Genomic DNA, 20,070 nt, shown 5'->3' with positions numbered 1-20,070 from the left:
GTGACGCCGCCCAGCCAACCCAGTCAGGTGGACAACGCCCATGCCGCGTGAGAACGAGCAGGCGGTCCTCGACTCCGCGCGCGTGCACCATGCGCGCCTGCGCGACGCCCTGGAACGTGGCCGCACGCCGGGGAGGAGCCGGGCTCAGGCGCCCCGGCTGATCGCGTCACTCGTGGTCGCTGCCCTTGCGTGCAGTGGCTGCGTGGGCTACGCCTACGTCTCCACGCACCTGGACTCGATCCGCAGTACCCCGGGCGGAAGCACAAGTACCCCCACGGACAGCGCCACCGTGGCGCCCGCACCTCCCCAGCCGACGGATGCAGCGGCACAGGCATCCCAGGAAGCAGAGCAATGATCCCCTACACCCGCATTACCCTTGTGGCAGACCGGTCGCGGGCCGAGCTGGTTGTGCCCTCCACCGAGCCGGTCGGCACTCAGATGCCGACGCTGCTGTCCCTCCTGGGCGACCAGTCCAGCCACTCCGGCACCCCGCTGGCGCTGCGCCTTGTGCGCGCCGACGGCCGCCTGGTGGACCCCGAGCTGGACCTGGCCGCCCAGGAAGTGCTCGACGGCGAGGTCTTGCGCGTTGTGGCCGACGACGAGATTCCGCCACCCGCGCGCGTGTCCGACCTGAGCGAGGCCATGGCAGATCTCACCGAGGCGCATCCCGGTAGGTGGCGGCGCACGGACCGTCCGCTCGGGGTCGGCATCCTCATCGGCGTTCTAACCGCGCTCGCCACCTGGCCCGAGCTCCAAGCACTCACGCCGACGGCGCACACCTGGGTGGCGCTTGTGGGCCTGCTTTTGCTCTCCGCCGTAGTCGTGCTCCGGCGCGGCGGTGCTGGCCCGTCGGGCGCCGACGTCCTGGGCGCCTGCCTGCTGCTGGGGCTGCTGGCGGCGCAGAGCCTCACCCTGGCGAGGACCGGAACCGAATCCGGGGTGCTCGCAGCCCTGGCCCTGGTCCTGTTGGTGACGGCCGCCCTGGGACTGGCGCTCGACCGCCCCGGTTGGATCGCGGGGGCCGCCGTCGGGCTCGGCGCCGAGGGCCTCTGGATGCTTGTGGCCGCCCTGAGCCCCACCACGAAGCTGGCCCACGGCGTCCTGGCGGTGCTCGCGCTGGTACTGGCAGGCTGCCTGCCGTGGGTCGCGCTGCTGGTCTCCGGTGCCGCCCGGCTGGATGACACGGCCTTGACCGGGGTGCTGCCACCACGCGATCGTGCCCGGCACAGCCTGTCCGCCGCCCACGACTCGCTGCTGGTCTCCTGCCTGGTGGCAGCAGCCGCGCTGGCATGGGCGACGGCGAGCCTGGCGCGGCAGGAGGATCCGTGGGCTCACTGGCTGGCCGTGGCCGTGGTGGTTGCCGCGGCGCTGCGCTCACGCGCCTTCCCGCTGCGGGCAGAGGTCATTGCGCTGTGGCTGGCCTGCCTGCCGGCGCCGCTGATACTGGCCTCCCCGCTGCCGTGGCCGCAGCGTGGCGTGCTGCTGGGCGTCGTCGTCCTGGTGCTGGCGGCAGCCGCCCTCTACCAGAGCGCCGATCAGACCCGCGTGCGCCTGCGCCGCCTGGGTGACGTGCTGGAGGCGGCGGCCACCATCGCCACGGTGCCGCTGCTTTGCGGCCTCGACGGGCTCTTCACCCACCTCCTGGGGCTGTTCTCATGACTGCGCCGGAGTTGCGGAGCTCACTGACGCGCCGCGCAGACGCCGCCCGTATGGACCGCCTGCGCCGCCCACTTGACCTGTGCGCCCTGGTGCTGACCGGGGCGCCTGCTTGGCGCCGCGCCGCTGCGCAGACACATCGGGACCTGGCGCAGCCGCTGCCGCTGACCTGCCGTATTGCCGTGGTGCCGTTGGTGCCTGCATGTGGGGCCACCACCGTGGCCCTGCAGCTGACCGGGGCGCTGACCCGCGCCAGGCGGGCGCCGGCACTGCTGCTGTCCGCGTCGCCAGGCCCTGCCTCCGCCGCCGACCAGCTGCCCTTCTCCCGCTCCTGGCCCCTGGCGGATCCTGTGCCCGCCGCGGTGCCTCCAGCGGAGAGCGGGCCGGTGCTACGCGGCGCGGCTGGCTGCGGGCCGGATGGCCTGACTTCCTGCCTGCGGGTCACGTCAGCGGACATGGCGCCGCTGCAGGCGTGGCATAGGGCACGGCGCGAGCTGGGGCACTTCTTCGATACCTGCCTGACCGAGTTCGGTCTCCTGTCCCCCGCCGAGCTGGCGGAGATTGCCCAGCTTCACCACGCGATTGTGCTGGTGTCCCCGGCACGGCGCCGCGAGGTGGAGCGCAGCCGCATACTAGTAGGGAGGCTCAACAAGGTGCTCAACGATGCCCTGCCCAACCGCCCGGCCGGCGTGATGAGCACTGAGGCCGACGCCGCTGACGGTCTACCCGGCACGGCCCCCGCTGCCCCCGGCCTGGAGCGCCGGTCTCCCGTCGTGCTGCACGCAGTAGTCGCCACCTCCCCCGGGCACCCGCTCATCCCACGCCTGCACCCCGACGAGGTGCTGGTCCCGTATGACACCGCGCTGGGGCGTCCCGGTCCCACTCCCCTGCGGCGTCCTACCGGCTTCGCCTTCTCCTCACTGGCCGCGCGCGCAGTGGATGCGGCTGCCCGGTCTGCGCAAGGCACTGCACGAACCGCTGCGGGAGGTGAGGCATGATCCGCACCGTCCACCGCCCCGGGCGCCTGCACCGCCCGCTGGAGCTGCCCGAGCCGATGGTGCTGCCCACGCCCCCGCAGCTGTCCGATACCGGCGCGGGTCAGGGGTTCCCGTTCCAGATGATGCTGCCCCTGGCCGGGGCCGGCTCATCCATGCTGATGATGACGCTGCTGCGGTCCAACCTGATCTTCGCGATCCTCGGCTCGGTGGTGATGCTCGTGACCATGATCGGCATGCTGGCTGCCACCTTGTCCCGCCGTAACGGGCAGGCCCGCCAACGCCGTGAGCACCGCGAGCGCTACCTCGACTCGCTCGCGGACGCCGCGGGCGTCCTGGAGGCCGCCGCCGGTCAGCTGCGCAAGCACGCCTACCAGGCCCACCCCGCCCCGCAGGCGCTGGCCTCCTGGGCAATCTCCCCCGACCGGCGCTGGGAGCGACGTCGCACCGATAGTGACTTCCTGCGGCTGCGGCTGGGTACCGCCGACCTACCTCATCCGCTCGCAGCCATGCCCCGCTCCGACGCCGTGGCCCAGGCTGATCCCCTGCTGGTGCAGGAGGCGCAGACCTTGGTGGACAGCTACGCGGTGCAGTACGCGATGCCCGCCACCGTTGATCTTGACGCGGCCGGCGAGGTGTCACTGATCGGTCCCCGGGAGGTCACCCGCGCCCTGGCCCGCACCCTGCTGGTGCAGGCGGCGGTGCATCACGCCCCGGAGGACCTGCACATCGCGCTCGCCTATGACAAGTCCGTGGCACGGGTGTGGGAGGGAGTGGCTAGGCTCCCCCACCTGCGCATTCATGGCGCCTTCGACGGTCCGGTTGCGATGCGCCGAGTGGGGGCGGACCAGCAGGACCTGGAGCGGGTGCTGCGGCCCGAGATCGCCGCCGCCGCGAAGGCCGCTGCGCAGGTGGCGCGGATCGGGACGGGCGGCGCGCAGCGGCGTCGGACCCGGCTGCTCGCCGTCGTCGACGCCGAGGGGCCGGCCCAGTCCCTGGCGATCCCCGACGCCTCCCTGCGGGCGCAGGACGTGGGGGCGACCGTCCTTCACCTGGTCACCGACCGTCTGGATGAGCCCTCCGACCCGTCGCTGCGGCTGACGGTGCGTGAGGACGGCACGGTGCTGGTGGAGGACCTGCGGCCGGTCACTGACGCCTCAGGCAGGATCGATAATGACGCCGCACCGATCCCGCCCACCGTGGTGACCCCCGACGAGTTGGGCCCGGCGGCCGCTGAGGGCGTGTGCCGGGCGCTGGCGCCGCTGTCGCTGGGGGCGGCCGCCGAGCGGGAAGTGGAAGACACCTCCGCCACCTCGCTGGCTGACCTGCTGGGGGTGGACGATCCCAGGCGCATTGATGTGCCCGCGGCCTGGCGGCCCCGCTCGGCCCGTGACTTCCTGCGGGTGCCGCTGGGCACCGATGACAACCATGAACTGGTGCTGCTGGACCTGAAGGAGTCCGCCCAGCTGGGGGTCGGGCCGCACGGGCTGTGCGTGGGCGCGACCGGTTCGGGCAAGTCCGAGCTGCTGCGCACCCTGGTGACTGCGCTCGCCGTCGGCCACGGCCCGGAGGACCTGTCAATGATCTTGGTTGACTACAAGGGTGGCGCCGCCTTCGCGCCCTTCGCCTCCCTGCCGCACGTGGTGGGGCTGATGGATAACCTGGCCGACGACGCCGGGCTCATCGAGCGGGCGCGCGCCTCGATCGCCGGTGAGGTGGTGCGTCGGCAGAAGCAGCTGCGGGATGCCGGCTCCTCCCCCGATATCGCCCACTATCGGCGGCTGCGCGAGGAGCATCCGGAGATGGCGCCCATGCCGCACCTGTTCGTCATCATCGACGAGTTCGGGGAGCTGCTGACGGCGAATCCTGACTTCGTGGACCTGCTGCTGACGATTGGGCGCATCGGCCGGTCCATAGGCGTGCATCTGCTGCTGTCAAGCCAGCGTATTGAGGGCGGCAAGCTGCGGGGTCTGGACACCTACCTGTCCTACCGGATCTGCCTACGTACCTTCACCGAGGGGGAGTCCTCCACGGTGATTGGGGTGCCGGATGCATTCCACCTGCCCGCCTCCCCCGGGTACGGGTACTTGAAGGTGGACACTAGCGTGTTCACGCGCTTCCGGGCCGGCTACGTCTCCGGCCCGGTGGAGGAGGTGGAGGCCGAGCCCGTCCCTGCCGACCGTGAGGAGCAGGTGCCGCTGCTGCTGCCGGTGTACAACGGCCTGGAGGGCGAGGAGCCGACGGCGGCGCAGGCCGTCGTCCCGGAGGGGCACACCACACGGCAGACGGTGGTGGATGCCGTGGTGGCTCAGCTGAGCCGGGCCGCTGAGCCCATGGCGCCGGTATGGCTGCAGCCGCTGCCTGCCCGTCTGCCGCTGACGAGCGTGCTTGGCGGACCTTTGCGGCGCGACGCCGTCGGGCTGCGGGTGCCCGCCCCTGCCGGTCCCGGGCCCAGGGTGCCGGTGGGGCTGGTGGATGATCCCGCCCGCCAGCGCCAGCAGCCGTGGCTGGCGGACCTGACTGTGGGCGGCGGGCACGTGGCCGTGGTTGGGGCGCCGCAGAGCGGCCGCACCACGTTCCTGTGGACACTGGCCACGGCGGCAGCACTGACCCATGCCCCGGATCGGCTCGCCTTCTACGGGGTGGATGCCACCGGCGGCGGGTTGTCGCGGCTGGCGGCGCTGCCGAATGTGGGAGGCGTGGCCACGCGCGGGGACCGGGAGCGCATGCGCCGCGTACTGGAGGAGGTGGTGGCGATGCTGGACCAGCGCGAGCGGGTTCTGGCCGCACGTCACATCGACTCCCTGGAGGTGCTGCGCGCCCGGCACGCCGCGGGCGAGTTGCCCGAGCTGGCCAGCGCGGACGTGGTGCTGCTGGTGGACGGTCTGGGCCTGCTGCGTTCGGACTTCCCGGAGCTGGAGGACCCGCTGGACGAGGTGCTGCGGCGTGGCGGTGGTTTGGGGGTGCATGCGGTGATGACGCTGTCGCGCGGCAATGACCTGCGCATGTCGCAGCAGTCGCTGGTGGGCACCCGCCTGGAGCTGCGGCTGAACGATCCGGCGGATTCGCTGGTGGCGCGCAAGCTCTCGGCCACGCTGCGGGCGGATACGCCGGGGCGGGTGCTGCGCACGGACAGGCTGTTCGCCCAGGTGGCGCTGCCGGTGGTTGAGGATGCCGACCTGTCGGACGGCGTCGGTGCGGCCCTGCAGGCGCTGGCGGAGCAGATCGGCGATGCGTGGTCGGGGCCGCTGCCGGCACCCGTGCGCATGCTGCCGGAGAGTATTGACCCGGCGGACTTGCCCGACGGTGAGCAGGAACCGGAGCTACTGCCGCTGGGACTGTTCCAGGACACGATGACGCCGATCAATTTGGACCTTGGAGGGCGTGACCCGCATCTACTGGTGCTGGGCGATCCGGGCTGCGGCAAGAGCACTGTGTTGCGCGGCGTGATCGAGTCGCTGGTGGAGCGGCACACGCCCGATGAGCTGGTGGTGGGCGTCTATGACGTGCGGCGGACGACGGCCGGGGCCTGCCCGGAGGCGTTCCTGGGTGGGCACGCGACGTCGACGGCGCTGGCCGGTGGACTGTCGGCGTCGATCGCGCAGGAGCTGCAGCGCCGCTCCGATGCGCTGGCGGCGGGTGAGGCGGTGGAAGGGCCGCGGATCGTGCTGGTGGTGGACGACTATGACATCCTGTCCTCAGGCGGCAACGGGCCGCTGGGGCCGGTCATCCCGTTCTTGTCCTCGGCGCGGGATCTGCGACTGAATGTGGTGCTGGCCCGGCCGGTGGCCGGGGCCTCGCGGGCCTTGTACGACCAGCTGCTGCAGGCGCTGCGGGACACGGGGGCGACCGGCCTGATCATGGACGGTGACCGCGGCGAGGGGGCGCTTATCGGCGGTGTGCGGGCGGAGCATCTGCGGCCCGGGCGCGGCTGGTGGGTGCGTCGGGGACGCAAGCCGCGCCTGGTTCAGGTCGGCGACTTCACGCCGACCGGCGAGTGAGCTTCATGCCGACCCGAGGCCGGGGTGCCCGGCTACTTGATGAAGGGGATGCCGCGGAACGGCACGACCTTGCCGCGGCTCGCCCGGACGCCGAAGGCGATGCAGATGATCACGTGGATCAGGGAGATGAGCAGCCAGGCCAGAACCGGCAGCCCCCACGGTAGGAAGTCGTCTGAACCGTCATCAGGCATGAAGGCGAACAAGTACACAAGGAAGCTACCGAGGAACACGATGGTAGCCAGTAGATAGTTGATTCCCCAGCTCGCGGCGGCCGTGCCATTCGTCCGTACAGGTTCGGGATCCTTACGGCAGTTCAAGCCAACGGCGATCATAATGACCGACGTTATGATCGCTCCGACGCCGGGATAGAAGCCGAATACGAATATCCCCATGAACCAAGCGATTGCGGCCGTTGGCCGGGGCCGCACCTGCGGGTGGTACGGCCCGCCGTAGGGCGGGGGCGGCACCTGCTGCGGTGTCCCGGGCGGGACCGGGTACGGCACCTGAAATGCCGGGTATGGGCCGCCGGGTACGGGCTGAGCCTGTGTGGGCGGCACCGAGGCCCGCTGCTGGGGAAACTGTGGCGAGACGGGATAGTCAGGGTAGGGGCTGCTCACCGGTTCTGCTTCATCCAGTCCGGGGTCGCTTTGGGGTCGCGGGGGAAGAGCTGAAGCTCTTGGGCGACATCCTCGGGGGTGTAGGGCGGGTTGAGGACGGGTTCGTGGTCGTAGTCGAAGTCGGAGATCAGCTGGTAGTCCTGCTTGTTCATGGTGAACACGCCCCTGGTCCAGGCTCCGCCGCCGGGCCGGGCCATGGCGATGCGCACCTTGACGGCGGGCTCGACGACCTCCCGTGGCACGATGTTGTCCTCCCAGCCGCCGCGGCGCATTAGCCCGGAGGAGCGCAGCGCCCGGCTGCGCACGCCGGCGCGGGTGCCCACGGCCTGGACCTCGATGGACATCTCCTCCACGTGGGCGGAGCGCATCCAGCGTGCGCAGGCGTCAGACAGCGCCTCGACGGCCTGCATCTGTGCTTCGAAGGACCACTCGGTCATGAGTTCCTGCCTCTACTCTGCTCGGGTCAAACTGGCATCGGCGTTTACCAAAACGACACTACCGCGAACGAAGACGCACCGCATCCCAGAGCGGGGTCACATGCGTCACGATCGTCCGAAACGATTTCCAAGCTGCGTTCCAGCCGCTCCGGGCCGAGTTTGTGTCCGGGACCCGGACAAACGACTCCGGGACACCTAGACACCTGCCACCTGGCCCCTGCGCAGAAGTAGTTGAAATCACGCGGTTCTGCTGCCGCCGGCCGAGGCCGGCACCGCCGCTTGTCCCGAATCCGGACACCAAATCGGGTCCGCGGTCGCGTTGGCCCCCGTCACCTCCAACGAGACTTACCGTCCGAGGGCGGGTGGCCGTGGAGGCGTGTGCGCCTGGAGCCTGTCACAATCTATGACAAACACCGTCTACACCCACCGAAGCCAATCCGGCGTCCGCATGATTCCAACGTTTCCTCCCAGGAAGTCAACGCCCCCGAGCGCGTTTGTCATGGATTTGGACACACCAGGATTCCGCCGCCGCTTCAGCTCACTCGCCGCGCTCCTGCTCACGCTTACGACGACGCGCCTCACGCCGACGAGCATTACGCTCTTTACGCTTCTCATACTCAGCAGCACGCTCAGCCAGCCACTCCGGAATATACTCAGGATCACGCGGATAGATGTCCAGCTCAATCGCGTACTCACCCGCACCGGCCGGAACCGAACCAAAATCCGGCTCCCGCATCCAGTCACACGCCTGGTGCAACACCCCATCAGACGCATCCATCCACAACCGACACCACGTCCACGCCCCACGACCAGGAACAACCTGCGCAGCCCTTAGTTTACCCTGCGGCGAACTGAGTTCCCACGGAATTCTCACGGATTCCTTTTCGTCAGCTCGCAGCAGCCATGCAGTATTTCGCTGGGTAAGTCCTATGCCATTAGTCTCAATTTCCGCTCGATCGCTTTGTGTTGTTTCTAACCACGCCCGAAATTCGCCCTCAATACGAGGCAATAGCTCCCCGTCGCTAGCCGTCATTTCCGCTCCGTTCCCTTGTTTTAAACATCGAGTCTGGCCTTATAATCGACTATTCTCTGTTCACGAATTTCTTCTGTTCCTGCAAGCCATTCTGTTCTGTCCAACTGACGGTAAACTCCGTTGGTACTCTGTCTACCGGGTTCACGTCCCCCAGCCTGGCCACTGAGCCGGCGTTTGCGGGCGGCCCGTCGTACTCGATACGGATGTCGATGTTCCGGTAGTTGCCCGGGTTGTCAGCGATCCTCTGCTCCAACTCATAGAAGCTACCCGGATGATTACCGTTCACCGACTCTTTCATCGGCACCACGTTAATGTCCTCCGGCGGCGCACCGAACCGCTTACCACCAAGGTGACCACCCTGGAAGCCACCACCCAGACCATCACCATAATGGCCTATCCGCCGCTGCACCGCCTTCGACTCATACGTCGCATCAGCATCAACCACATCCAGACGATCCACCTGAAGACGCACCGTACGACCCCAATCATCAGTCGTATAGTGGAACTTCCCATCCACCGTATACGTCGCATTCGGCAGAGGATCCCTCAAATCCGGATTCATCGTCGTGGACGTCCGACCCAACCACGTCTGCCGCTGCACCGCCGAGTCCGCCTCCACATGCACAACCTCACCGGCGTCGTTGGTGTAGTACTTTCCGCGTCCCTCTACCTCGTAGCAGGTGTTCGGCTCCAAGTCCACACCCTTGCCAAAGGGCTTAGTCGGCTTAGGCACCAGCGGACTGTCGGCATCAACCTTTACCGTCTGCTCCGTGCTGGGACGATGCTCCCGGTTGAACGCATCCTTATCCGGGTCATAGTCCGGCGTGCGCTGCTCGGTGTCGGGCGAGTCCTTGACCTCCGGCGAGCGCTCCCCATCCGACGCGACCCCATCCCCGTCCGGCGTGCGGCCGCCATCAGAAGCCGCATCACCGTTATGCGTCCGACGCACCCCATCAGGCGCATCCGCATCGGGGGTGCGCCCGTCCGGACTCACATCCCCATCAGGACCCCTGCCACCGTCGGGCGTCGCATCGGCATCCGGCCTACGGCCGCCCTCCGGCACGTCGCCCCCATCACCACCGCGTGCATGCGGAGCATCGGGCGCATCAGGAGCGGCGTCCATGTCCGGGGTACGCCGCGTGCCGGGCGCATCCACGTCGCTGCGGCCCAGATCAATCCCGTCCAGATCCGGAGTCTGATTACTCCCATCACCGTGGGTACGTGGGCTCCGCACTCCACCGTCAACATCTACACCCATGTCAGGCAGATCGGTGCGAGCGTCGACGTCGACACTGGCGTCGGTGGCGCCGTCCGCCCTACCCCTGCGGCCAGGCAGGTCAAGATCAGTAAAGTCCAGATCAACTTTGCCCAGAACAACCTTGAGGCCCTTGCCCAACGTAATGTCCACCACTATGCCAAGCGGGTCCAGGTAGTTCAGCACCTTGCCCACCACAGCAGCCCAGCGCGCGGCCCTACCTGCCTTCGAGGCGCCGGAGGTGACCTTGGTGGCGATGCCTACACCTGGAAGTGCGAGGGAGAGGACATTGAACACTAATCCGCCCGCCGCGCGGGCCGGGTCATCCTCCCACACGTCCCAGCAGACGAAGCCTTTTGCAGTCTCCTTCCAAGCGCCCGTTGCCGTAGGCGAGGGATGCCAGCCCGCATAACTGCCGTCCTCATTCCAGGTGAAGCCGAGCAGCATGCTCATGCCCCGCCATGTGGCGGCAAAACGCTCGCCGTCGTGGGTGAAGCCGTCACTGCCCTCGAATTCAGCCCCGCCCAGATTCAGCACGCCGTTGACCATGCCGCCCAGGCCCTCACACACAAGCCCGTCCCACAGGAAACGCTTGGTGGACACCGCAGCCTTCTTCGGGCAGGCGTCCTGCCGGTCCACCGGGCTGCCCCAAGCCTGGCCCTCGGCGTCATCGGGAATCTCCGAGTAGCCGTAGCCGAGCTCGTCATCGTCACCCGTGGGGTTGGCGTGATAGCCCTCCAGGCCGTCCAGGGCGCGGATGTTGTTGGCGCAGGTCCGTTCAGCATCCCACATGTCCACCTGGATGCCGTTGGCAGTGGTGACCAGGCCGTTGTTCTCATCTACCAGGTCCTGATCATGGTCCCACTCCGGGTTGTCCTTGATCTTCGCCTTGAAGGCGACCGCAGCCGCTTTCAAGGTCTGTGCCCGCGACTTGATGCCGGACATCGACTCCGCAAAGGTGGACAGATACCCGGCCATGCTCTCCAGGGCGGAGGCCAGCGTGTCGGTGTCCGTCGCCACCGGATCCATGGCGGCATACAAGGTCTCCTGCTCGGGTGCCTTGTACACGTTCTGGATGCCCGCCCACTTGGTCTTGATGTCCGAGCCGGAGGTACGCAGGTCACCTGCCTTCGTCTTCAGGTTCGTCGCCGCAGTGCTCATCGAGTCGACGTCGAAGTCCACAGCGGGGATCTTCGTCTCATCAAAGGGGGTAGCCATAGGGTCAACTCACTACGTCGGGGGATATCAATGGGCCTGGCGCTGGAACTCCAGCGCGGACGCCTCATCGTGCTGCTGGTAGGCGTTGACCGCCTTAACGGTGTTGTTCAACACGTTACTGATCGTCGTGGTGACGGACTCGAAGTCCGGCTTGTGCGTATCGATCCAATCGATGACCGCTTTAGCCACGAGCGCTGACTGCATGAGTTCCTCCCCATTGGAGTCCGTACCCATGCCGCTGGCCTCGGCGCACGGCGTGACCACGTTTCCCAACTCATCGCTGACGCCGTTCAGGGAGGTGGTGAAATCGCCCTCCTGACCCGGGGTGGAGTCCACCAGCGCCTGCTCATCAGACAGCACCTGCGCCACGCCGTCAGGATCGATGTCCCAGGCCGACACCGCCGTCAGCCGATCTCATCCACGGCCTGGCGGGCGCGCTGCAGCGTGGACTGAGCGCCCTCATCCGTGGTCTGCATCGACTGCCGCAGCGTGGCAATGATCCCCCGCACCTCGCCCGCTGCATTCTTCCAGCGCAGCTCCTTGGCCTGGTACTCATCCGAGACGCCATCGGCCTGGTACTGGGCCATGGCGGTCTTGACGTCGCTGTCACGCTGGTTGATCAGGCTCTCGAGCCGCGAGGCGACCCGCTCAAAGTTCGCCTGCACCTCCTGTGAGGCGCCGACGTCGTAGGAGCGCTTGTCAATCTGGTTGGCCATACTCGTCCCCTCCTTGAGGACACAACTTACTCAATCGTGGAAGTCTTCTTGATCAACGTCGGCCTCTCCGACGCCTACCGGCAGGTCGTTCCAAGCCGACTCAGCGAGCAGATCCGAAGCGCGCGGAGTCGAAGCTCACCGAGCCCTCGGCCGCACGGGTGGTATCCACCATCTCCTGCTCACCCTGCGTGAATGCGATGTCCATGCCGCTGATACCACCCAGAACAGCCGCCAAGGAGGCGTTCAGCTCTGCCGAGACCTCATCCGTGCGGGCCTTGAATCCGTCGAAGGCGGCCCGCCCGCTGCCGTTGAAGCGGCCCTCCAGCGGCTCCGCCGCAGCGACCAGCTCCTTGACCAGCGCGCCCAGGTCCTCATTGGAGGAGGAGGTCTGCTTGGTCAGCGTCGTCAGCGTGGACGCGCCCATGTCGAACTTCATGTGTTGTGCCCCTCAGGAAGGAATCAATTGCAGGTGTAATACAGCCCGATACAAGTACCGAATCGGGACCGCGGGGCCGCCGGGGCGGCTACGTCGCGTAGCATTGCACTCCGTCAGCAGTCACGCAAGAGTAACGTCTGCCGCGAGTCGGTGCGCACAACCCATGCGAACTCAGTCCGGTGCGGCGCGCCGCGACATCCACCGCCATCCCTCTTCGCCCGTCCCCGGAAGGAGCCACGCCCACCCATGCCTCATGGAACATTCGCCCTGCCCGGCGGGCCCCGGGCCGAGCAGCCCACCTTCAAGATGACGCACCCTATGCTCGACGCCCAGATCGGCAACCGCGCCAGGGTAACCAGGCTCCCCGGCCCCGTCGTCGCCCTGACCGAGCCGCTGGCAGACCTACTGCACCGCACCGCCGGAAGCTCCCAGCGCACCATCCTGGTAGTCCCCGAGAACAGCACCGTCACTCCCGCCTTCGACCGCCTCACCGACGCAACCGGCACCATCGTGCTCGTCCAGGAGGGCCCCACCTACCGCGAGCTGCGCTCCGGCCGCCTGATCCCGCAGCTCGGGCAGACCCTCGAGGTCCTGGAGCAGCAGCAGCTGACGGTATCCCCGCGGCACATGGTGCAGCGAGACGTCCGCCCCATCCTCACCGTGTCAATCTCCGCCTATCACCCCACCCGTCGCAGCACCCGGCTAGGCGGCGTCGTGGAACTGGTCACCGAGCAGCTGCTACCCGACGCCGAGCTTTCCTGGGGCGGCTACGAGCCTGCCGGCGCATTCTGGGACCGCGACGCGCTAACAGGCTTCTGCCGCGCGCACATGCCCACCGTCCACCTGGTGCTGGCCGGCCACGGCTACAACGGCACCCTTACTGGCACCCTCACCGCCTCCCGCACCAACAACGGCCTGGAGGAGTACGTGGAGCTGAACCTTGCCGGGGCCACACCACCCACCGCATTCCGCGACCGGGCCATGGCACTGTTCCGGGCAGTGGCCGAGCAGGCTAAGCCGCAGTTCGCGCTCGCCATGCGCACCTACGCCCGCGCCGATACTTCCCTGCCAGTGACCGTGAGGCGCCCGCCCACGCCCCTAGCCGTGCTCATCGGCGCCCCGGGTATGCGACAACTCGGCCTCGACGCCGCGCGAGTGGCCGCCGCCCACGGCGGCCAGACCACCGGCTACGGCCGCCGCCGCGGCCTGCTGGTGCCCCTTGAATCCAACTTCGACGCCGACTGGGGCCCGCTGCTGAACCTGGTGCACACCCTGGACGGCGACGCCGGGAACGTCAGGCGCGCCCTCGGGGTGGAGGGCAGTACGCCCAACAACCATGGCCCCGCCGCGCAGCAGACCTGACTCGCCCAATACGCCCCATATACGTCAGCCCGCATCCACTCGGACTTCTCAGACTTCAAGGAGTAGCAGCAGTGCCCCGCATTATCACCGCAGTCACCCAGGAAGTGCCTGAGGTCCTGGACGTCGTCAGCCTGGCGCTTGCCCGCGACATCACCGCCACCTACACCCGTACCGCGGACAACGCCGCCGTAGCCATCTTCACGGACTTCTCCGACCTCCGCCCCAGCCTGGAGATCGTGAGACCGAGCCTGGTTGCCGACGCGCGCGAGCTCACCCGCATATTCCAGGTCGACTTCCCACGGGACTGGGAGCCACCGTACGTCATCAACCAGTTCCTGGTGCCCTGGGAGGAACGCTGCGACGTGTTCACCCAGGTGCCCATCGACGTCGGCATCATGTTCCACGGTGTAGCAGTCAGCGAGGGCTCAGTCCTACCCGTACCGGAGCCCTGGTGGTGGCGCGTGACCGAGGAGGGGCGGTGGAGGCCGACTCGCGCCGCCCAGGAGCAGTGGCGGCGCGCCACCATTGACAGGCCCACCATTGACTGGCCCGCCAGCGGACCAGGCCGCGGCTAGCCCGTATCGCGCACCGGTATCGGAACAGGTTCGCACTAGGGTGCTGCGCCGCCAACGCCCCGCGAGCCCGGGCCGTCCACTACCCTGAGGGCGTGAGCACTTCCGCTGATCCCTATGCCGAGTACCGGCGCCGCCTCAAGCGCCGGCAGACAATCGTGATCGGTGGTGTGCTGACGGCCATGGCCGCAGTGACCGTGGTGGGCCTGATGGTCTGGAGCGGCATACTGCCTGCCATCTACGATCCGGGCTTCTCAACCGCGGAGGAGGACACCACGCCCCTGGTGCAGCCCTGCCCACCCACCGACGCCACCACCGTGGAGATCACCTCGATCCCCGTCAACGTCTACAACGGCACCAACACCATGGGCCTGGCCGGCGGCGTGGCCGACACCCTCGGTGACGCCGGGCTGACTGTCAACAACACGGCGGACTGGCCCAAGGGAGACTACAGCGGCGACGTACAGCTGACCACGTCCCCCGCCGGCCTGACCAATGCCTACACCCTCGCGCGCGCTTTCACCGGCTCCGTAGTCGTGCAGATTGATGAGACACAGGACGCGGACGACCCCACTGTGTCCGTGGTGCTGGGCGAGCAGTACTCCACCGGCATCCTCTCCGTTGAGGAGATCGGCCAGCTCAAGACCGGGGAAGTGGTCTCCGCCCCCACCGGCTGCGTCACCGCCACCACCTCCACGGAGGCGGCCGAGGCGGGCAGCGGGGCAGGCACCGAGAACACCGTCGGCACAGACGATTGACGCTTCGCTCCCCGACCCCACCTGGCGGGCTGATCCGCATGCAGTCCCAGACCGGTCGATCCGTGGCACGATGAAGTCATGAGCCCCGAGCAACCCGATGTCGTCGACCCCGCCCGGATCGTCCCAGCCGACTTCGTCTTCCCGGGAACCGAGAAACTCAATCCGCGGGAGATCTTCGTCGGCCCCGGCTACCAGGCGCCCCGGCAGCGCACCGAGCCTGCCGCGGTCGCCGCCCTCGTATGCGCCGTCCTCAGTCCCATCCCCGGCGTGGGCCTACTCGCCCTCGGCCTGGGTATTTTTGCGCTGCGCCGCATACGCAACAGCTACGACACCGGGCACGGACAGGCGTGGTTCGCAATCGTCGTCGGCGCAGCCACCACCGCCGGCTGGCTATGGCTGTGGTGGCTGATCACCCAGATGAGCTGACCCCACGCCGCCTGGCGCCGGTGAGCCGGTACGCCCTCATCGCCGGGTGGGCCGCCCCACCCGTGCGCGGCGCGCTCCACGAGCAAGAAAACCCGTATGGTAATCGCGTGAAGCCCTTCATCATGGTCTCGACGCGTCCCGAGCTTGAAGCCGCGCAGAGCGAATACGACTCCTTCCTCGCCCAGGGCGGCCTCCAGCCGGAATACCTCCAGCACATCCTCCTGGAGGAGGTCGACTACTCCGGCTCTTTCTCAGCCGAGGACGTTTCCGGCGTCTTCATCGGCGGCAGCCCCTACGACATCTCCACCCCCGAGGCCGCCAAGACGCGCACCCAGCTGCGCGTGGAGGAGCAGGTGCGGGAGCTGCTGGCCGTGTCCCTGAGGGAGGGGGTGCCCGTGCTCGCCACCGGCTTCGGCCTGGAGGTGCTCGCCGGCTACCTGGGCACCGCCACTTCCCGCGAGTTCGGCGAGCAGCTCGGCACTACTGACGTCTACCTGACCGCTGCGGGCCGCCAGGACCCGCTGCTGGCGGGGATGCCGCAGACCTTCAGCGCCTTCGTCGGCCACCACGAGGGCGCAGTGGAGGTGCCCGAGCACGCCACCCTGCTGGCCAGCTCTGCGGACTGCCCGGTGCAGATGATCCGGGTCGGTAAGGCCGTCTACGGCACCCAGTTCAATCCGGAGCTCGACGCCGAGCGCTTCGCCCAGCGCGTCTCGGTCTACTCCGACGCCGGCTACGGGGACCCAGGACTGGTGGATAACATCCTGGCGGAGGCCCGCAGCTCGCAGGAGCACGTGGCCGGCCAGGTCATCCGCAACTTCGTGAGCCACTTCGGCCGCGAGGAGTAACCCTTACCATTCCAGCTCAAGGATCGGTCGTGACCACCCGTGACGCAGTCAGCAGTCGAAGCCGTCGCCGAGGTAATGGCCGGCCGCCGCACCCTCGCCGTCACCGGCGCGGGTATCTCCACTGACTCCGGCATCCCCGACTACCGGGGCATGGGCACCACCCCCGTGGAGCCGGTGGACTTCCAGCAATTCGTCACCGACCCGGTGTGGTACCGGTGGGTATGGGCCCGCATTCACTCCACCTGGCGGCTACTGGAGCCGCTGGTCCCGACGCCGGGGCATGTGGCACTGGCCCGGCTGGAGGAGGCCGGACTGCTGACGGGAACGGCCACGCAGAACGTCGACCGGCTCCACTCCCGCGCCGGGCAGCGCGCCGTGTGGGAGCTGCACGGCGCCTACGACCGGGTCGTATGCCTGGACTGCGGGCGCATAACCCCACGCGCGGAGCTGGACACGCGCCTGACCGCATTGAACCCCGACTACCCGCGTGAAACCGACCCGGCCCGCGTGGCCATCACCCCGGAGGCCGACCGGGCCGCCGCCGAGGCCTGCGACTTCAAGGCGGCCCGCTGCGAGCAGTGCGGCGGCCTGCTCAAGCCGGACATCGTCTTCTTCGGTGAGAGCCTGCCGGCCGTCATGGATGAGGCTATGCAGGCGGCCCGGCACTGCGACGTCGTGCTGGTGGCGGGCTCGAGCCTGGCGGTGCTCACGGGCCTGTGGATCGTGCGGCAGGCACTGGCCGGCGGCGCCGAACTAGTAGTAATCAACCGCGGCCCGACGGCCGTGGACGAGTTGGCCGCGATTCGCGTGGAGGGCGGCACCAGCGAGTTCCTCGCCCCACTGGCCGAACGGCTCATAGCCTGAGCCTGCCGCCCGGGCCACGGATCCGCCTGCATGCAGGCCGCCCGCGGACCTGGTGTACAGGCACGCGGGCGGCATAGGTCGGCGCGGAGTCGGCCCGCCGTTCTCAGTCCGGCTCAGCTGTCCAAGTCGGCGTACTCGGCGGGGACGTCGGCGATCGCCTCGGCAATGGGCGTTTCGCCGTCGCGGAAGGGAATCACCTTCCCGATGCTCGCGGAGTCGGCGAGCACCGCAGCGGCTACGGCGGCCACATTCGCACGCGAGGTCGGCGCCTGCTCACCGCCGTCAAAGCGGCCGACGTCGATACGCCCGGTCGGCTCGTCAAGCGTGAGCAGGCCGGGGCCGAGGATGGTCCAGTCCAGGTCGGAGGAGACCAGGTGGCGGTCCGCTGCCAGTTTCGCCATGGCGTAGGTGCGCAACGGGTGATCCGCCGGCACCGGCTCCTGCCCGTGGGAACCCGCGAAGGAGACCATCACGTAGCGAGACACCGAAGCGTCCCGGGCGGCCTCCATGGAACGGATAGCTGCCTCACGGTCCACCGCCTCGGTGCGCTGCGGGCCGCCCTTGCCGCCGGCGCCGGCGGACCAGACCACGGCGTCGGCCCCGGCGAAGGCCGCCGCAAGCTCCTGCTGGCTGGCGTCCTCCACAGAAACGACCAGCGGGGTGGCGCCGGTGGCGGACACGTCGTCCGCGTGCGCGGGATCGCGGATGAGGGAGATGACGTCGTCGCCGCGCTGAACCAGGAGCGGGGCGAGCAGCAGGGCGACCTTGCCATGGCCGCCGACGATGACGATGCGGGACATGATTCAACCTTCTTCCGTGCGCGGGACGCGACCTACGCGCCCCTCCTCGCACATTGGTGCTCCGTGAACCTCCGTCCACGGGCTTCACTCATCCTGGCACCGTGCCACAGTCGTGTCCATGCCGGTACGCGCCCGTCGGCGCCGGTTACGCCCCGGCCGAACGAGGCCCCTCAACGGGAATAGCGCGCCACGAAGTTGGACAGCACCTTCCACGAGTCGGAGACGTCCTGGCGGCGCACGTCCTCCTGGACCTCGGCGAGGTGGTCGTCGTCGAAGTAGCCGTGGCCGGCGTAGAAGGACAGGCGGTGAGCCAGGTAGTTGCCGTCCAGCTCGGGGTGGAACTGGGTGGCATACAGGTTGGTGCGCATCCGCAGCAGCTGCACGGGGCAGGACGCCGAGCCGGCCAGCACGACCCCGTCGGCGGGCGGAACGGTGACGGCGTCGGTGTGGGCCACGAAGGCGCGGAAGGCCGCCGGAACCCCCTGAAGCAGCGGGTCCTCGCGCCCGGCCTCGGTCAGTTCCACCTGCGGGTAGGAGACCTCCTCCTTGTAGGTGCCGTCCACGACGCCGCCCTCGTGGCGGGTGAGCAGGCCTAGCCCGTAGCAGGCTCCCAGGAAGGGGAAGTCTACGTCTAGTACGCGGGTGACCAGGTCGTCCAACTCGGCCTCGACGCGCAGCTGCACCGGGCTCTTGCGCTCCTGCGGGGTGGAGACGTTGAAGGGGGAGCCGCCGACGATAATGCCGGACCAGTCAGCCAGGTCGATCTCCGGCATGGGTTCGGCCTCGAGGCGGTGGCGGATCAGGGAGGACTCGTCGAGTCCGGTGCGCAGCAGGAAGGCCTCGTATTCGGCGTCGGCGGGCTCATCGTCGGCGCGGGCGGCCAGCATGAGGAAGGGTTTCACAGGGCAGAGACTATTTCCTCACCAGGCTCTGTTCACCCCTTTGTCTCACGTATCACCACTGCCGCGGGGCGCCCCCTACAGGGCGGCGAGCAGTTTCTCCGCCGCAGCCAGGACCACGTCCGGCGCGGGCGCCTGCTGGAACTCGGCCGGGGGCGGCGCGGCGGCGGCACGGCGGCCCGCCGCGGAGCGATCAGCGCCGACGCCGTCGGCCACCGCGTCCACATACGCCAGCCCGGCCACGCGCACACCGCGGGCGGCCAGGGCCATGGCCTCGGCGACCGTATCGGTGACGACGGCGTCCGCACCCAGGGCCGCCAGCACGCGAGCCTCCGTTGGACTTGGGCGCACCGGGCCGGGGGTAAGCGCAACCACGGCGGGGTCGCGCACGCCGTCGAGGCCGGCGAGCTCAGTGGCCAGAGCCTGATCCCAGGCGGCCTCCTGCGGGACAGTCGCGGGAAACAGTGGAACGCCGGCCAGGCTCAGGTGATCGCCGATCGTAAGGAGGTCCCCTGGGGCGCAGCCGCCCAGTCCCACCGCCCGGGTGACCAGCAGGGCCGCGCGCACACCTGCGCCGGGGGCGATGCGCGCCAGGGCCGTGGTGCGGCGGGCGGGCTTGCCCTCGAAGAGACTGGTGCGGCCGCGCGCCACAAGCACGCCGCGGCCATCACGGTCGTAGGAGCACAGGGCGTCCTCCTGGCCGGGGCCTGCCGGTGCCGACACGCCCGGCAGGAAGGACAGACGCACACGGGAGACCGGACGTCCCCAGGCCTCGTCCAGCTCGGCCAGCAGCCAGGGCTCGGCTACGACCATGAGGTCGTGACGCTGCCGGCCAGTGGCCAGGACGATCGAGGCGCCGTCGGGGTCTTCGTCCCAGACTCCGGCTGCGGGCTGTGTGGCCACGGGTGCTCCCTCTTGTGCGTCGTGCATTCGTCTTCCTGAGGAGCCTACCCGCCCGGCCCGGTGCTCGACTCCGCCCGCGGGATGAATACCCCACCGGCCCCCGCAGCCCCCACGGCTACGCGCGGGATCCGACCCCCGGATGAGGGTTATCGGCGCGAATGTGTGTGTGGTTCGGGCGTGTCGTGTGTTCTAGCTGGTTCGTCCGGCCCGGCCTTTGCGGGTCCTGAGGCCTTCTTCGGGGGTGGGTGTGGTGCCCCATCCTGCGGGGTGCGTA

20 protein-coding genes are annotated in these 20,070 nt (G+C 68.7%); 10 read left to right on the top strand and 10 right to left on the bottom strand.

What is annotated here, in order from left to right; all coding sequences use genetic code 11:
• Positions 1-40: 40 nt before the first annotated feature.
• Genes GZ998_RS01635 through eccCa form a run of 4 tightly spaced genes read left to right on the top strand, consistent with a single transcriptional unit; the run spans position 41 to position 6,652 of the window.
• Complete coding sequence (locus tag GZ998_RS01635; protein ID WP_161923313.1) at positions 41-355, top strand: hypothetical protein; 315 nt, start codon at positions 41-43, stop codon at positions 353-355.
• Entirely contained in the window at positions 352-1,659 is a 1,308-nt protein-coding gene (locus GZ998_RS01630; protein WP_219108569.1) for an EsaB/YukD family protein, read from the top strand. Before GZ998_RS01635 ends, GZ998_RS01630 begins: the two co-directional genes overlap by 4 nt.
• Positions 1,656-2,654, top strand: a complete 999-nt coding sequence (locus GZ998_RS01625) for a hypothetical protein (protein WP_219108567.1) — start codon at positions 1,656-1,658, stop codon at positions 2,652-2,654. Before GZ998_RS01630 ends, GZ998_RS01625 begins: the two co-directional genes overlap by 4 nt.
• Positions 2,651-6,652: a type VII secretion protein EccCa gene (gene eccCa, locus GZ998_RS01620; RefSeq protein ID WP_219108565.1), complete on the top strand. Its 4,002-nt coding sequence runs from the start codon at positions 2,651-2,653 to the stop codon at positions 6,650-6,652. The genes GZ998_RS01625 and eccCa overlap by 4 nt, the downstream gene beginning before the upstream one ends.
• A gap of 32 nt (positions 6,653-6,684) precedes the next feature.
• Here the strand turns inward: eccCa and GZ998_RS01615 are convergent, their stop codons facing one another.
• From GZ998_RS01615 to GZ998_RS01585, 7 genes are all read right to left on the bottom strand, one after another.
• Positions 6,685-7,044, bottom strand: a complete 360-nt coding sequence (locus GZ998_RS01615; protein ID WP_219108562.1) for a hypothetical protein — start codon at positions 7,042-7,044, stop codon at positions 6,685-6,687.
• 221 nt (positions 7,045-7,265) lie between these two features.
• The gene (locus GZ998_RS01610) at positions 7,266-7,706 is read right to left on the bottom strand and encodes a hypothetical protein (RefSeq protein ID WP_238994309.1); all 441 of its coding nucleotides are present in this window, start codon (positions 7,704-7,706) and stop codon (positions 7,266-7,268) included.
• A 538-nt stretch (positions 7,707-8,244) separates the two neighbouring features.
• A complete protein-coding gene (locus tag GZ998_RS12935; protein WP_257504915.1) occupies positions 8,245-8,739 on the bottom strand; it encodes a hypothetical protein in 495 nt (164 codons plus the stop codon).
• 49 nt (positions 8,740-8,788) lie between these two features.
• A complete protein-coding gene (locus GZ998_RS01600; protein ID WP_219108558.1) occupies positions 8,789-11,212 on the bottom strand; it encodes a DNA/RNA non-specific endonuclease in 2,424 nt (807 codons plus the stop codon).
• A gap of 27 nt (positions 11,213-11,239) precedes the next feature.
• Positions 11,240-11,611 carry a DUF6507 family protein gene (locus GZ998_RS01595; protein ID WP_219108556.1) on the bottom strand — a complete coding sequence of 124 codons (372 nt, stop codon included), beginning with the start codon at positions 11,609-11,611 and terminating at the stop codon, positions 11,240-11,242.
• Positions 11,612-11,616: 5 nt separating this feature from the next.
• Positions 11,617-11,928: a pore-forming ESAT-6 family protein gene (locus GZ998_RS01590; protein WP_108965449.1), complete on the bottom strand. Its 312-nt coding sequence runs from the start codon at positions 11,926-11,928 to the stop codon at positions 11,617-11,619.
• Positions 11,929-12,028: 100 nt separating this feature from the next.
• The gene (locus GZ998_RS01585; RefSeq protein WP_161923304.1) at positions 12,029-12,364 is read right to left on the bottom strand and encodes a hypothetical protein; all 336 of its coding nucleotides are present in this window, start codon (positions 12,362-12,364) and stop codon (positions 12,029-12,031) included.
• Between the two features lie 246 nt (positions 12,365-12,610).
• Between GZ998_RS01585 and GZ998_RS01580 the strand changes: the two genes are divergently transcribed.
• The 6 genes from GZ998_RS01580 to GZ998_RS01555 all read left to right on the top strand — a co-directional run bounded on the left by GZ998_RS01580 (position 12,611) and on the right by GZ998_RS01555 (position 17,194).
• Complete coding sequence (locus GZ998_RS01580) at positions 12,611-13,726, top strand: DUF6177 family protein (RefSeq protein WP_219108552.1); 1,116 nt, start codon at positions 12,611-12,613, stop codon at positions 13,724-13,726.
• Between the two features lie 71 nt (positions 13,727-13,797).
• Positions 13,798-14,301 carry a hypothetical protein gene (locus GZ998_RS01575; RefSeq protein WP_219108550.1) on the top strand — a complete coding sequence of 168 codons (504 nt, stop codon included), beginning with the start codon at positions 13,798-13,800 and terminating at the stop codon, positions 14,299-14,301.
• A 92-nt stretch (positions 14,302-14,393) separates the two neighbouring features.
• A complete protein-coding gene (locus GZ998_RS01570) occupies positions 14,394-15,056 on the top strand; it encodes a LytR C-terminal domain-containing protein (RefSeq protein ID WP_308807132.1) in 663 nt (220 codons plus the stop codon).
• Positions 15,057-15,134: 78 nt separating this feature from the next.
• Positions 15,135-15,482, top strand: a complete 348-nt coding sequence (locus GZ998_RS01565) for a DUF4190 domain-containing protein (RefSeq protein WP_219108548.1) — start codon at positions 15,135-15,137, stop codon at positions 15,480-15,482.
• A gap of 107 nt (positions 15,483-15,589) precedes the next feature.
• Positions 15,590-16,330, top strand: a complete 741-nt coding sequence (locus GZ998_RS01560) for a glutamine amidotransferase (RefSeq protein WP_161923299.1) — start codon at positions 15,590-15,592, stop codon at positions 16,328-16,330.
• A 75-nt stretch (positions 16,331-16,405) separates the two neighbouring features.
• Positions 16,406-17,194 carry a Sir2 family NAD-dependent protein deacetylase gene (locus GZ998_RS01555; RefSeq protein ID WP_219108577.1) on the top strand — a complete coding sequence of 263 codons (789 nt, stop codon included), beginning with the start codon at positions 16,406-16,408 and terminating at the stop codon, positions 17,192-17,194.
• A gap of 113 nt (positions 17,195-17,307) precedes the next feature.
• Here GZ998_RS01555 and GZ998_RS01550 read toward each other — a convergent pair whose 3' ends face one another.
• The 3 genes from GZ998_RS01550 to GZ998_RS01540 all read right to left on the bottom strand — a co-directional run bounded on the left by GZ998_RS01550 (position 17,308) and on the right by GZ998_RS01540 (position 19,796).
• Positions 17,308-17,994 carry an NAD(P)H-binding protein gene (locus GZ998_RS01550; RefSeq protein ID WP_162679274.1) on the bottom strand — a complete coding sequence of 229 codons (687 nt, stop codon included), beginning with the start codon at positions 17,992-17,994 and terminating at the stop codon, positions 17,308-17,310.
• Between the two features lie 170 nt (positions 17,995-18,164).
• Positions 18,165-18,896: a glutamine amidotransferase gene (locus tag GZ998_RS01545; protein WP_162679275.1), complete on the bottom strand. Its 732-nt coding sequence runs from the start codon at positions 18,894-18,896 to the stop codon at positions 18,165-18,167.
• A gap of 75 nt (positions 18,897-18,971) precedes the next feature.
• Positions 18,972-19,796, bottom strand: coding sequence for a purine-nucleoside phosphorylase (locus GZ998_RS01540; protein ID WP_161923296.1), 825 nt, complete (start codon positions 19,794-19,796; stop codon positions 18,972-18,974).
• Positions 19,797-20,070 lie beyond the last annotated feature (274 nt).

Origin of the sequence: Actinomyces sp. 594, from assembly GCF_019325145.1 — a bacterium.
In the GTDB taxonomy this organism is placed as follows: Bacteria; Actinomycetota; Actinomycetes; order Actinomycetales; family Actinomycetaceae; genus Actinomyces.
Note: the sequence above shows the minus strand (reverse complement) of the source record. Positions and strands in the feature narration are given on the sequence as shown.